11 protein-coding genes are annotated in these 13,084 nt (G+C 59.9%); all 11 read left to right on the plus strand.

The features are described from left to right. The first annotated feature begins 45 nt into the window (after positions 1-45). The 11 genes from KVG95_RS08215 (at position 46) to KVG95_RS08265 (ending at position 12,963) form a co-directional block, all read left to right on the plus strand. Positions 46-1,545, plus strand: a complete 1,500-nt coding sequence (locus KVG95_RS08215; RefSeq protein WP_217855557.1) for an NAD(P)H-hydrate dehydratase — start codon at positions 46-48, stop codon at positions 1,543-1,545. After that, the gene (gene tsaE / locus KVG95_RS08220; protein WP_217855565.1) at positions 1,533-2,003 is read left to right on the plus strand and encodes a tRNA (adenosine(37)-N6)-threonylcarbamoyltransferase complex ATPase subunit type 1 TsaE; all 471 of its coding nucleotides are present in this window, start codon (positions 1,533-1,535) and stop codon (positions 2,001-2,003) included. Before KVG95_RS08215 ends, tsaE begins: the two co-directional genes overlap by 13 nt. Beyond that, positions 2,004-3,431, plus strand: a complete 1,428-nt coding sequence (locus KVG95_RS08225; RefSeq protein ID WP_302470493.1) for an N-acetylmuramoyl-L-alanine amidase — start codon at positions 2,004-2,006, stop codon at positions 3,429-3,431. Then, positions 3,428-5,338 (plus strand): DNA mismatch repair endonuclease MutL, encoded by a 1,911-nt coding sequence (gene mutL, locus KVG95_RS08230; RefSeq protein WP_437180785.1) that lies wholly within the window; start codon positions 3,428-3,430, stop codon positions 5,336-5,338. Before KVG95_RS08225 ends, mutL begins: the two co-directional genes overlap by 4 nt. Beyond that, the gene (miaA, locus tag KVG95_RS08235; RefSeq protein WP_217855573.1) at positions 5,338-6,309 is read left to right on the plus strand and encodes a tRNA (adenosine(37)-N6)-dimethylallyltransferase MiaA; all 972 of its coding nucleotides are present in this window, start codon (positions 5,338-5,340) and stop codon (positions 6,307-6,309) included. Before mutL ends, miaA begins: the two co-directional genes overlap by 1 nt. Positions 6,310-6,403: 94 nt before the next feature. Next, positions 6,404-6,664: an RNA chaperone Hfq gene (gene hfq, locus KVG95_RS08240; RefSeq protein WP_007902656.1), complete on the plus strand. Its 261-nt coding sequence runs from the start codon at positions 6,404-6,406 to the stop codon at positions 6,662-6,664. A 12-nt stretch (positions 6,665-6,676) separates the two neighbouring features. Further along, positions 6,677-7,978, plus strand: coding sequence for a ribosome rescue GTPase HflX (gene hflX / locus KVG95_RS08245; protein ID WP_008009827.1), 1,302 nt, complete (start codon positions 6,677-6,679; stop codon positions 7,976-7,978). Positions 7,979-8,074: 96 nt separating this feature from the next. Beyond that, the gene (gene hflK / locus KVG95_RS08250) at positions 8,075-9,247 is read left to right on the plus strand and encodes an FtsH protease activity modulator HflK (protein WP_038978711.1); all 1,173 of its coding nucleotides are present in this window, start codon (positions 8,075-8,077) and stop codon (positions 9,245-9,247) included. Continuing rightward, positions 9,247-10,116: a protease modulator HflC gene (gene hflC / locus KVG95_RS08255; RefSeq protein WP_038978712.1), complete on the plus strand. Its 870-nt coding sequence runs from the start codon at positions 9,247-9,249 to the stop codon at positions 10,114-10,116. The genes hflK and hflC overlap by 1 nt, the downstream gene beginning before the upstream one ends. Positions 10,117-10,431: 315 nt before the next feature. Beyond that, positions 10,432-11,619 (plus strand): ATP phosphoribosyltransferase regulatory subunit, encoded by a 1,188-nt coding sequence (locus tag KVG95_RS08260; RefSeq protein ID WP_217855575.1) that lies wholly within the window; start codon positions 10,432-10,434, stop codon positions 11,617-11,619. Between the two features lie 54 nt (positions 11,620-11,673). Beyond that, positions 11,674-12,963 carry an adenylosuccinate synthase gene (locus tag KVG95_RS08265; RefSeq protein WP_007902666.1) on the plus strand — a complete coding sequence of 430 codons (1,290 nt, stop codon included), beginning with the start codon at positions 11,674-11,676 and terminating at the stop codon, positions 12,961-12,963. Positions 12,964-13,084: the final 121 nt, after the last annotated feature.

Genomic DNA, 13,084 nt, shown 5'->3' on the forward strand with positions numbered 1-13,084 from the left:
GCTGAGGTGCGTATAATTCTGCCAGACATCGGAGCCTGAAGACGCATGCCGCACACTAAAGATGAATTACCCGACGCGCTGTATAGCGCCGCGCAAGTCCGAGGGCTCGATGCGAGCCTGATTGCGGCCGGTACACCGGGCTTCGAATTGATGCAGCGTGCGGCGCGGGCGACTTGGCGCGCGCTGGTCCGTCATTGGCCGACGGCGCACGAATTGAGCGTGGTGGCCGGTCACGGCAATAATGCGGGCGACGGTTACCTGGTGGCCGTGCTGGCCCGACGGGCCGGCTGGCACGTGCGGGTGCTGGCCGCCGGTGATCCCGGGCGTTTGCAGGGCGATGCCGCGTCGGCCCATGCCGAGGCAGTAGCCGAAGGCGTCGCCATTCAAGGCTGGAGCGCGCACTGCGAATTACGCGGCATTGTGCTGGATGCCTTGCTTGGCACCGGCCTGACCGGTGAAGTACGCGAGCCGTATGCCAGCGCCATTGCCGCGATCAACGCCAGTGGGCTACCGGTTGCGGCGGTGGATATCCCCTCGGGGCTGTGCGCCGATACGGGCCGCATACTCGGCATTGCGGTTCGAGCCGACCTGACGGTGACGTTCATCGGTTTGAAGCTGGGTCTGTTCACCGGTGACGCTGCGGATGTGGTCGGCGATTTGGTATTCAATGATCTGCAAGCCGCCCCCGAGACGTTTATCGGGGCCACGGTCAGCGCTCGTCGCCTGACGGCCGGTAATGTGCCGCGTCTGACCGGTCGCGCTCCAACGTCCCACAAAGGCAAATTTGGTCACGTATTGCTGATCGGCGGTGATCGCGGTTTTGGCGGCGCCATCCTGCTCGGTGCACAAAGTGCTTTGCGCAGCGGCGCCGGCATGGTGTCTGTGGCCACCCGCAATGAGCATGTTCCAGCCGCCTTGGCGCGTTTGCCAGAAGCTATGGTGCTCGGCACTTCGTCGGCCAATCAATTGATGGGGCTGCTTGAGAATGTCACGGTGCTGGTCGTCGGCCCGGGGCTGGGGCAGGCCGCTTGGGGGCGCAGTCTATTGTCGGCCGCGGCCAATGCGCCGCTGCCGCAAGTCTGGGACGCCGATGCGTTGAACCTGTTGGCCGAAGGTGGCGTGAGTTTGCCCGCAGGTTGTGTTATCACGCCGCACCCTGGCGAGGCGGCGCGATTACTGGGGGTATCGACAGCCGATGTTCAGGTCGATCGTCCTGCCGCTGCCCATGCATTGAGCAAAAAATATACAGCGGTGGTGATCCTCAAGGGCGCCGGTAGTTTGATCGCCAGCCCCCACGGGCGTCTGGCGCTGTGTCATCAGGGTCATCCGGCCATGGCATCTGCCGGTTTGGGCGATGTGCTGGCCGGTCTGGTCGGCGCCTTGCTCGCTCAGGGCATGGACGCGTACGACGCGGCGTGCCTTGCGGTCTGGCTGCACGCCAATGCCGGCGAGCAACAAGGTAAATTCGGCCGCGGGCTGGCGGCCAGTGATCTGATTCCAGCCATTCGTCAGTTGTTGGAGGAGCAAGCACCGTGTCTGAAGTAACCCTGTACCTGGCTGATGAAGAGGCGATGACTGCGTTTGGTGCGCGCATCGCACAAACCACTGAAGGGCACGGTCTGATTTTCCTCGAGGGGGACTTGGGGGCGGGGAAAACCACGCTGTCCCGGGGCATTATTCGTGGCCTGGGACATACAGGCGCGGTAAAAAGTCCGACGTTCACATTGGTTGAACCCTACGAGATCGGCGACATCCGCGCCTTCCATTTCGACCTGTATCGACTGGTCGATCCGGAGGAGCTGGAGTACCTCGGCATCCGCGACTATTTCGAAGACGATGCACTGTGCCTGATCGAATGGCCCCGCAATGGTGCAGGCTTTTTGCCAAAGCCCGACCTGACCATTACCATTAGCCCGCAAGACAGCGGGCGTTCGCTGAAAATTTTGCCCCAGGGCTCGCGTGGCGAGTTGTGGTGTGCCGCTTTGGCATTGGAATCCAATTAAATGATGGGGTTAGGTATGCGCTTTCGCGCGTTGGTTGCTGCCGTAGGATTGTTGTTTTTGGCGGTGACCGTCGACGCTGTGGCCGAGACGAAGGTCAACAGTGTTCGCCTGTGGCGGGCGCCGGACAACACGCGACTGGTGTTTGACCTGACAGGGCCTGTCCAGCACAGCGTTTTTACCCTGACCTCCCCGGATCGGCTGGTGATCGACATCAATGGCGCCTCTCTGGGGTCGCCGCTGAACGTCAATACCTCGAACACTCCGATCACCGCAATGCGCTCGGCTCAACGTACGCCGACCGACCTGCGAGTGGTCATCGACCTGAAAAAGGCCGTCACTCCGAAAAGTTTTACCTTGGCGCCCAATGCCCAATACGGTAATCGCTTGGTGGTCGACCTGTTCGATAACGCCGCCGATGCCGCGCCAATTCCTGTACCAACTAACGTCGTGACCGTGGCTCCGGTGCCGGTCACTCCGGTAGATCCGCCGGTCAAGCTGCCGCCCGCACCGGCCGGCAAGCGCGACATCATTGTGGTGATCGACGCCGGCCACGGTGGTGAAGATCCGGGTGCCTCGGGCTCTCGCGGTCAGCGTGAAAAAGACGTGGTACTGGCGATCGCCCGTGAACTGCAGCGTCAGGTCAATGGCATGAAAGGCTTCCGCGCCGAACTGACGCGTACCGGCGACTACTTCATTCCGTTGCGCGGTCGTACCGAAATCGCCCGCAAGAAGGGTGCTGACCTGTTTGTTTCGATCCACGCCGACGCCGCGCCTTCGGCCGCCGCGTTCGGTGCCTCGGTGTTCGCTTTGTCTGACCGTGGTGCCACGTCGGAGACTGCCCGTTGGTTGGCCGACAGCGAAAACCGTTCCGACTTGATCGGCGGTGCCGGCAACGTCAGCCTCGATGACAAGGATCGCATGCTGGCCGGCGTGCTGCTCGATCTGTCGATGACCGCTTCCCTGACATCCAGCCTGAACGTTGGCCAGAAAGTCTTGAGCAACATCGGTCGCGTCACGCCGCTGCATAAACAGCGCGTGGAGCAAGCCGGGTTCATGGTGCTGAAGTCGCCTGACATCCCGTCGATCCTGGTGGAAACCGGTTTTATCTCCAACGCCAACGAAGCTTCCAAGCTTGCCGCAGCGAACCACCAGCAGGCGCTGGCGCGTTCTATCAGCAGCGGTGTGCGGCAGTTCTTCCAGCAGAATCCACCGCCGGGCACCTACATTGCCTGGCTGCGCGATTCCGGCAAAATCGCCCAGGGCCCGCGTGACCATCGCGTGAACCCCGGTGAAACCCTGGCGATGATCGCCGTGCGCTATCAGGTGTCTCCGGCCACCTTGCGCAACGCCAACAACCTCAAGAGCGATGAGCTGAAGATTGGTCAGACATTGACCATTCCCGGCACTGAACTGGCGGCCAAAGAATGAACCAGGTGCTGACCAACACTGCGCGGATCGAGCTGCTCAGCCCGCGGCTGGCGAACCAGATCGCCGCCGGTGAAGTGGTTGAACGCCCGGCCTCGGTGATCAAGGAGTTGCTGGAAAACAGCCTCGACTCCGGCGCCAAACGCATCGATGTCGATGTGGAGCAGGGCGGCGTCAAGCTGCTGCGGGTGCGCGACGATGGCAGCGGCATTTCTGCAGATGACCTGCCCCTGGCCCTGGCCCGTCACGCCACCAGCAAGATTCGCAATCTGGAAGACCTCGAACAGGTGATGAGCCTGGGCTTTCGTGGTGAGGCGCTGGCGTCCATCAGCTCCGTGGCGCGTCTGACCCTGACGTCCCGCACTCGCGATGCCGATCAGGCCTGGCAGGTGGAAACCGAAGGCCGGGACATGGCGCCTCGCGTGCAACCGGCGGCCCATCCGGTGGGGACTTCGGTGGAAGTGCGCGATTTGTTCTTCAACACCCCGGCGCGCCGCAAGTTTCTCAAGACTGAAAAAACCGAATTCGATCACCTGCAAGAAGTGATCAAGCGTCTGGCGCTGGCGCGGTTCGATGTGGCGTTCCATTTGCGCCACAATGGCAAAACCATCCTCAGCCTGCACGAAGCCCACGATGACGCGGCCCGCGCCCGGCGTGTGGCGGCGATCTGCGGGGCGGGTTTTCTGGAGCAGGCGCTGCCGATCGAAATCGAGCGCAATGGCCTGCATCTGTGGGGGTGGGTCGGGTTGCCGACCTTTAACCGCAGCCAGGCGGACTTGCAGTACTTCTTTGTGAATGGCCGCGCGGTGCGCGACAAACTGGTGGCCCACGCGGTGCGCCAGGCTTATCGCGACGTGCTGTTCAACGGTCGGCATCCGACGTTCGTGCTGTTTTTCGAAGTCGATCCGGCGGGCGTCGACGTCAACGTGCACCCGACCAAGCACGAAGTACGCTTCCGTGACGGGCGCATGGTTCACGATTTCCTCTATGGCACTTTGCACCGCGCCCTCGGCGATGTGCGGCCGGAAGATCATCTGGCCGCGCCTGTCGCGACGGCCATTGTCCGGCCCACCGGGCTCGACGCCGGTGAGTTCGGTCCGCAGGGCGAAATGCGTCTGGCGGCCAATGCGCTGCTGGAACAGCCTCAGGCCCAACCTTCCTTTAATACGACGGCGGGCTCCGGCGCTGGTGCCGGTTATCAGTATCAGTACACGCCACGGCCTCAGTCCGGCGTACCCGTCGCCGAAGCTCAAGCGGCCTACCGTGAGTTCTTCGCGCCGTTGCCCGAAGCCAATGCGGTAGCGCTCCCGGCCGGCCAGGACGACATTCCGCCGCTGGGTTACGCGTTGGCGCAGCTCAAGGGCATCTATATTCTTTCGGAAAACGCCCAAGGCCTGGTGCTGGTGGACATGCACGCCGCCCACGAGCGGATCATGTACGAACGCCTGAAAATCGCCATGGCCAGCGAAGGCCTGAGCGGTCAGCCGCTGTTGGTGCCGGAGTCCCTGGCGGTCAGTCAGCGGGAAGCCGATTGTGCCGAAGAACACGTCGCGTGGTTCCAGCGGCTGGGCTTTGAGTTGCAGCGTCTTGGCCCGGAGTCGCTGGCGATCCGGCAAATCCCCGCGTTGCTGAAACAGGCGGAAGCCAATCGATTGGTCAGCGATGTTCTGGCGGATTTGATGGAATACGGCACCAGCGACCGGATTCAGGCACACCTGAACGAACTGCTCGGCACCATGGCCTGCCACGGCGCGATTCGCGCGAATCGGCGACTGGCCTTGCCGGAAATGAACGGTCTGCTGCGGGACATGGAAAACACCGAACGCAGCGGTCAATGCAACCATGGCCGACCGACCTGGACCCAATTGGGCCTGGACGATCTGGACAAACTGTTTTTGCGCGGTCGTTGATGAGCCAGCTCCCTCCTGCGATTTTCCTGATGGGGCCGACGGCTGCCGGCAAGACCGACCTGGCCATCGAACTCACCAAGGTCCTGCCCTGCGAGCTGATCAGCGTCGATTCGGCGCTGGTTTACCGTGGCATGGACATTGGCACCGCCAAGCCTTCCAAAGAAATTCTGGCCGAATTCCCGCATCGATTGATCGATATTCTCGACCCGGCCGAAAGTTATTCGGCTGCTGATTTTCGTCGTGATGCGCTCCAGGCCATGGCCGAGATCACCGCGCGGGGCAAAATTCCGCTGCTGGTAGGCGGCACAATGCTCTACTACAAGGCTTTGCTCGAAGGTCTGGCCGACATGCCGGCGGCCGATCCGGACGTGCGCGCGCAAATTGAAGAAGAGGCTGCACGCCTTGGCTGGCAAGCCCTGCACGATCAATTGGCGATCATCGATCCGCAATCCGCAGCGCGAATTCATCCGAACGATCCACAGCGCCTCAGTCGAGCGCTGGAAGTTTATCGCGTCAGTGGTCAGAGCATGACTGAGCTACGCTTGCGACAATCTGCGCAAAGTACTGAAGCAGCCGCTTCGGGACTGCAACAATTGCCCTATACTGTCGCGAACTTGGCCATCGCTCCGGCAAATCGCCAGGTACTGCACGAGCGTATTAAACAAAGATTCACAAATATGTTGGAACAGGGATTCATCGAAGAGGTCGTAGCCCTGCGAGATAGAGGTGACCTGCATTCAGGGTTGTCGTCTATACGTGCTGTGGGTTATCGACAAGTCTGGGATTACCTGGATGGCAAGCTGACGCAAGCCGAGATGCAGGAGCGTGGAATCATTGCCACGCGCCAATTGGCAAAGCGCCAGTTCACCTGGCTACGCAGTTGGGCTGATTTACACTGGTTGGACAGCCTCGATTGCGACAATCTGCCGCGCGCCTTGAAATACCTTGGGACCATCTCCATATTGAGCTGAGTCCTTGCAATTGCCGTCTATCCTTGGGGGTGTGACGGCCCCAAGCCATTTGTTTACCTATTTTTTATATTGAATCCTTAAAGGAGTGCGGCACATGTCAAAAGGGCATTCGCTACAAGACCCTTACTTGAATACTTTACGTAAAGAGAAAGTGGGGGTTTCCATCTACCTGGTCAACGGGATCAAACTGCAAGGCACGATCGAGTCTTTCGACCAGTTCGTTATCCTGCTGAAAAACACCGTTAGCCAAATGGTTTACAAACACGCTATCTCTACAGTGGTGCCGGTTCGTCCAATTCGTCTGCCTAGCGCAACCGAATCCGAAGCAGGTGACGCTGAGCCAGGTAACGCCTGATAGGAGTCTCCTTTGTTCTTTGAGCGCCACGGTGGTGGTGAACGGGCAATTCTCGTTCACTTGGATGGTCAGGACCCTGAGGCGCGCGAAGATCCGCAGGAGTTTCAGGAGTTGGCAATTTCGGCAGGCGCCGAGACCGTCGCGTTTTTTAACGTGCCGCGTCATCGGCCAACCGCCAAAACCCTGATTAGCAGTGGCAAGGTCGAAGAATTACGCGACCTGGTCAGCGCCGAACAGGTCGATCTGGTGATTTTCAATCACATCCTCACGCCCAGTCAGGAACGTAACCTCGAACGTATTTTCGAGTGCCGCGTGATCGACCGCACGGGTTTGATTCTCGATATCTTCGCCCAACGCGCCCGCACCCATGAAGGCAAGCTCCAGGTTGAACTGGCCCAGCTTGAACACATGAGTACGCGGCTGGTTCGTGGCTGGACTCACCTTGAGCGGCAGAAGGGCGGTATCGGTCTGCGCGGCCCGGGTGAAACCCAGCTGGAAACCGACCGGCGCCTGTTGCGGGTTCGCCTGCGGCAGATCAAGGGGCGCCTGGAAAAGGTCCGCAGCCAGCGCGAGCAATCTCGTCGCGGGCGCAAACGTGCTGACATTCCGACGGTTTCACTGGTGGGTTATACCAACGCCGGCAAATCGACGCTGTTCAACTCGGTCACTGATTCCGACGTCTTCGCCGCCGACCAGTTATTCGCTACCCTCGACCCGACCTTGCGCCGACTCGAACTCGATGACCTCGGGCCGATCGTGCTGGCCGACACAGTGGGCTTCATTCGCCACTTGCCGCACAAACTGGTCGAGGCATTTCGGGCTACGCTCGAAGAGTCGAGCAACTCCGACCTGCTGCTGCACGTGATCGATGCGCATGAGCCTGAGCGGATGGCCCAGATTGAACAGGTCATGGTGGTGCTCGGAGAGATCGGGGCACAAGACTTGCCGATCCTTGAGGTATACAACAAACTCGATTTGCTCGAGGGTGTTGAGCCGCAGATCCAGCGCGATGCCGATGGCAAACCGCAGCGGGTCTGGTTGTCGGCCAAGGACGGTACCGGTCTGGACCTGCTCAAGCAGGCTGTGGCCGAACTGTTAGGCAGTGATTTGTTTGTTGGCACCTTGCGCTTGCCGCAGCGTTTTGCTCGACTGCGTGCGCAGTTTTTCGAACTCGGTGCGGTGCAAAAAGAAGAACACGACGAAGAAGGCATCAGCTTGCTGGCTGTACGCTTGCCACGAATCGAATTGAATCGACTCGTGAGCCGTGAAGGTCTGCAGCCGATGGAATTCATCGAGCAACACACTTTGCAATAAAAGCCTGAGAAAGCGGTTGTGCCGTGGTGACAGGCATTCTGTAGCATTGGTCGGCGCGCCGTGGGTGCGTCTTTGCTTTATCAGATGGAGAGCGCTATGGCTTGGAATGAGCCGGGTGGCAACTCGAATAATCAGGATCCTTGGGGTGGCAAGCGCCGCAATAACGGCGACCGCAAGGGACCACCGGATCTCGACGAGGCCTTCCGAAAGCTGCAGGAAAGCCTGAACGGGTTGTTCGGTGGTGGTAAAAAACGCGGTGACGAGGGCGGTGGTTCGGGCAAGAGTGGCGGCTTCGGCGGCCTGCTCGGCATCGGCCTGGTCGTGCTGGCGGCTGTGTGGCTGTACAGCGCTGTCTACGTGGTCGACGAGCAGGAGCAAGCTGTAGTGCTGCGCTTCGGCAAATACTATGAAACCGTCGGCCCGGGCCTGAACATCTATTTCCCGCCGATCGATCGCAAGTACATGGAAAACGTCACGCGTGAGCGTGCCTATACCAAGCAGGGTCAAATGCTGACTGAAGACGAAAACATCGTCGAAGTGCCGCTGACCGTGCAGTACAAGATCAGCAACCTGCAAGACTTCGTGCTGAACGTCGATCAGCCGGAAATCAGCCTGCAACATGCGACCGACAGTGCCTTGCGTCACGTGGTGGGTTCTACCGCCATGGATCAGGTGCTGACCGAAGGTCGTGAATTGATGGCCAGCGAAATCAAGGAGCGTCTGCAACGCTTCCTCGATACCTATCGCACCGGTATCACCGTCACCCAGGTCAACGTACAGAGCGCAGCTGCACCGCGTGAAGTTCAGGAAGCCTTCGATGACGTGATCCGCGCCCGTGAAGACGAGCAGCGTTCGCGCAACCAGGCTGAAACCTACGCCAACGGTGTCGTGCCGGAAGCCCGTGGTCAGGCCCAGCGCATCCTCGAGGATGCCAACGGTTACCGCGACGAGACCGTCTCCCGCGCCAAGGGTGAGGCCGATCGCTTCACCAAGCTGGTAGCCGAGTATCGCAAGGCCCCTGAAGTCACCCGCCAGCGTCTGTACCTGGACACCATGCAGGAAATCTTCAGCAACACCAGCAAGGTTCTCGTGACCGGCAACAAGGATGGCCAGAACAATCTGCTGTACTTGCCGCTGGACAAGATGATCGACAGTGGCCGCAGCCCCGGTGCTCCGGTGACCGGCGCAGCAGCCAGCAGTAATGAAGTGAATGCGCGTGCAGCAGCTGATCTGCAGCAACAGCAAGCACGTACCAGGGAGAGTCGCTGATGAGCAATAAATCGCTGATCGCCCTTATTATCGGCGTCGTCGTGGCGATCGTTGCCTGGAACTGCTTCTACATCGTGGCTCAGACCGAGCGCGCGGTGATGCTGCAGTTCGGTCGCGTGGTCCAGGCCGATGTTCAGCCGGGCCTGCATGTGAAAGTGCCTTACGTGAACAAGGTGCGCAAATTCGACGCGCGTCTGATGACACTGGATGCACCGACACAGCGCTTCCTGACGCTGGAAAAGAAAGCCGTAATGGTCGATGCCTACGCCAAGTGGCGTGTGAAAGATGCCGAGCGCTTCTACACCGCGACTTCCGGCCTCAAGCAGATTGCCGACGAGCGTCTTTCCCGTCGTCTGGAATCGGGCCTGCGTGACCAGTTCGGTAAGCGCACCCTACACGAAGTAGTGTCCGGTGAGCGTGATGCGCTGATGGCTGACATCACCAATTCGCTGAACAAGATGGCGGAAAAAGAGCTGGGCATTGAAGTTGTCGATGTCCGGGTCAAAACCATCGACCTGCCGAAGGAAGTGAACCGCAGCGTGTTCGAACGTATGAGCACCGAACGTGAGCGTGAAGCTCGCGAGCACCGCGCCAAGGGTAACGAGCTGGCTGAAGGCATCCGTGCCGACGCCGACCGTCAACGCCGCGTGCTGCTGGCTGAAGCCTATCGTGAGTCCGAAGAGGTTCGCGGTGACGGTGACGCCCAGGCTGCTGCGATCTACTCCAAGGCATACGGCCAGGATCAGGAGTTCTACGCGTTCTACCGTAGCCTGCGTGCCTACCGTGAAAGCTTCGCGAACAAATCCGACGTCATGGTCCTGGACCCGGGCAGCGACTTCTTCCGTTACCTGGAAAAAGCCAAGCCTTGATGCGGCGTTGACCTGAATCATCCCCCGCCTGGCGGCTAAAGCCTCGGGCGGGGTGATCCTTTGGGAAAACGTGTGTATGATGCGGCAGCCGGGAAATTCCCGGCTTTTTTGCGTCTGCACGTTTGATTGCTGTTTTTATGCAGGCGCCCGAGTTGAATGACTCGACAGGTTTTTCGAGGAAAATGGTTGGCGAAGCCGATTTCAGGCTTTTCGCCCCGTTGTTCATGCGCGTGGTTTGCACATGAGCCGATCATTTTCTGCTTCACTCAAGGCTCGCCCAAAGGCTTGTCGCCCGGATCATAGGGGAATGGCGTAATGGCAACGGTAGACCGCTGGCTGCTGCCAGATGGCATCGAAGAAGTACTGCCACCAGAAGCTGCGCGCATTGAAGTAGCGCGTCGCCAGGTGTTGGATCTGTTCCAGAGCTGGGGTTACGAGTTTGTCGTGACTCCCCATATCGAGTACCTGGAATCCCTGCTGACCGGCGCGGGTTCGGATCTTGATCTGCGTACCTTCAAGGTCATCGACCCGCAGTCGGGCCGGCAGATGGGTTTCCGTGCCGACATCACGCCGCAAGTGGCGCGCATCGATGCGCACACCCTGCGTCGCGAAGGTCCGAGCCGTCTGTGTTATGCCGGTAGCGTGCTGCATGCTCAGCCGCGCGCCTTGTCGTCCTCGCGCAGCCCGATTCAACTGGGTGCCGAGTTGTACGGCGATGCCAGCCCGAGCAGCGACGTGGAAGTCATCAGCCTGATGCTGGCCATGCTGCAACTGGCCGATGTGCCGGATGTGCACATGGACCTCGGCCATGTCGGTATCTACCGCGGCCTGGCCCGCGCCGCCGGTTTGTCCGGCGAAGTCGAGCAACAGTTGTTCGATGCGTTGCAACGTAAAGCCATCGACGAGGTCATTACCTTGACCGAAGGCCTGCCTGCCGATCTGTCGGGCATGCTGCGAGCGTTGGTCGACCTGTGTGGCGGTCGTGAAGTGTTGAGCGCAGCGCGTGAGCGTCTGGCCAATGCGCCGGGACCCGTGCTGGCGGCCCTGGACGATTTGCTGGCAATTGCCGAGCGTCTGTCCACGCGTTTCCCGGAATTACCGTTGTATTTCGACCTGGGCGAGTTGCGCGGCTACCACTACCACACCGGTGTAGTGTTCGCCGTGTTCGTGCCGGGTGTTGGCCAGTCCATTGCTCAGGGCGGTCGTTACGACGACATCGGTGCCGACTTCGGTCGTGCCCGTCCGGCAACTGGTTTCTCTACCGATTTGAAAACCCTGGTGACCCTGGGGCGTGCTGAAATCGAGCTACCGTCTGGCGGTATCTGGATGCCTGACAGTACGGATGCAGCTCTCTGGCAGCAGGTTTGCCAGTTGCGCAGTGAGGGTCAGCGTGTCGTTCAGGCATTGCCTGGGCAACTTTTGGCCGCCGCCCGTGAAGCGGACTGCGACCGGCAATTGATTCAGCAGAACGGGCTTTGGCAAGTATTGCCGCTGGCTTCTTGAGTTTTCCTGCCGGCCGCCGCCGGCACCAAGTTTGCGCGAATGAGGACAAGTGTTATGGGTAAGAATGTCGTAGTCCTGGGCACCCAATGGGGTGATGAGGGCAAAGGCAAGATCGTTGATCTGCTGACCGAACATGCTGCCGCCGTAGTGCGCTACCAAGGTGGTCACAACGCTGGCCACACCCTGGTGATCGACGGCGAAAAAACCGTCTTGCACCTGATCCCGTCGGGCGTGCTGCGCGAAGGCGTGCAGTGCCTGATCGGTAACGGTGTGGTGGTTGCACCCGACGCTCTGCTGCGGGAAATCATCAAGCTGGAAGAGAAAGGCGTACCGGTGCGCGAGCGCCTGCGTATCAGCCCGTCCTGCCCGCTGATCCTGTCCTACCACGTAGCGCTGGACCAGGCCCGTGAAAAGGCCCGTGGCGAGCTGAAGATCGGTACTACCGGTCGCGGCATCGGCCCGGCTTACGAAGACAAGGTTGCCCGTCGCGGTCTGCGCGTAGGTGATCTGCTCAACATGCCGCGTTTTGAAGCCAAGCTGCGTGAACTGGTGGAATACCACAACTTCATGTTGGTCGGTTTCTATAAAGAACCAGCCATTGACTTCGACAAGACCCTGGCCGAGTGCAAAGAATACGCTGAACTGCTCAAGCCGCTGATGCTGGACGTGACTGCCGAGCTGCACGACCTGCGTCGTGCTGGCAAAGACATCATGTTCGAAGGCGCCCAAGGTTCGTTGCTGGACATCGACCACGGCACCTACCCGTACGTGACCAGCTCTAACACCACCGCTGGCGGCGTTGCTACCGGTTCGGGCGTTGGTCCTATGTTCCTGGACTACATCCTGGGTATCACCAAGGCTTACACCACACGTGTAGGTTCGGGTCCATTCCCGACTGAGCTGTTCGACGAAGTCGGTGCGCACCTGGCTAAACAAGGTCACGAGTTCGGCGCGACTACCGGCCGTGCTCGTCGTTGTGGCTGGTTTGACGCCGTTATCCTGCGTCGCGCTATCGATGTGAACAGCATCTCGGGCATCTGCCTGACCAAGCTGGATGTACTCGACGGTCTGGAAACCATCAACATCTGCGTCGGCTACAAAGATGCAGAAGGTAAGGACGTTGCCCCGACTGACGCTGACAGCTACATGGGCCTGCAGCCGGTGTACGAAGAAGTGCTGGGCTGGACAGAGTCGACCGTGGGTGCCAAAACCTTGGAAGAGCTGCCAGCTAACGCCCGTGCTTACATCAAGCGCGTTGAAGAGCTGATCGGTGCGCCGATCGACATTATTTCGACGGGCCCGGACCGCAACGAAACCATCGTTCTGCGTCACCCGTTCGCTTAATAAGTCGTTGATGTAAAACACGAAGGCCCCTTAATTGGGGCCTTTGTCGTTTATGCCTGTCGAACGGCATGACCTTTGCTGGGAACATTGAAAAAGCATCGTTTCTGACGTGCTATCAATT

Source organism: Pseudomonas farris, assembly GCF_019145235.1.
Taxonomy (GTDB): Bacteria; Pseudomonadota; Gammaproteobacteria; order Pseudomonadales; family Pseudomonadaceae; genus Aquipseudomonas; species Aquipseudomonas farris.

What these genes read in the sequence shown, in the direction of transcription:
- KVG95_RS08215 (WP_217855557.1), top strand. Translation starts at nt 46, where the DNA reads ATGCCGCACACTAAAGATGAATTACCCGACGCGCTGTATAGCGCCGCG.
- KVG95_RS08260 (WP_217855575.1), top strand. Translation starts at nt 10,432, where the DNA reads ATGGCAACGGTAGACCGCTGGCTGCTGCCAGATGGCATCGAAGAAGTA.
- KVG95_RS08265 (WP_007902666.1), top strand. Translation starts at nt 11,674, where the DNA reads ATGGGTAAGAATGTCGTAGTCCTGGGCACCCAATGGGGTGATGAGGGC.
- miaA (WP_217855573.1), top strand. Translation starts at nt 5,338, where the DNA reads ATGAGCCAGCTCCCTCCTGCGATTTTCCTGATGGGGCCGACGGCTGCC.
- hfq (WP_007902656.1), top strand. Translation starts at nt 6,404, where the DNA reads ATGTCAAAAGGGCATTCGCTACAAGACCCTTACTTGAATACTTTACGT.
- hflK (WP_038978711.1), top strand. Translation starts at nt 8,075, where the DNA reads ATGGCTTGGAATGAGCCGGGTGGCAACTCGAATAATCAGGATCCTTGG.
- mutL (WP_437180785.1), top strand. Translation starts at nt 3,428, where the DNA reads ATGAACCAGGTGCTGACCAACACTGCGCGGATCGAGCTGCTCAGCCCG.
- hflC (WP_038978712.1), top strand. Translation starts at nt 9,247, where the DNA reads ATGAGCAATAAATCGCTGATCGCCCTTATTATCGGCGTCGTCGTGGCG.
- KVG95_RS08225 (WP_302470493.1), top strand. Translation starts at nt 2,004, where the DNA reads ATGATGGGGTTAGGTATGCGCTTTCGCGCGTTGGTTGCTGCCGTAGGA.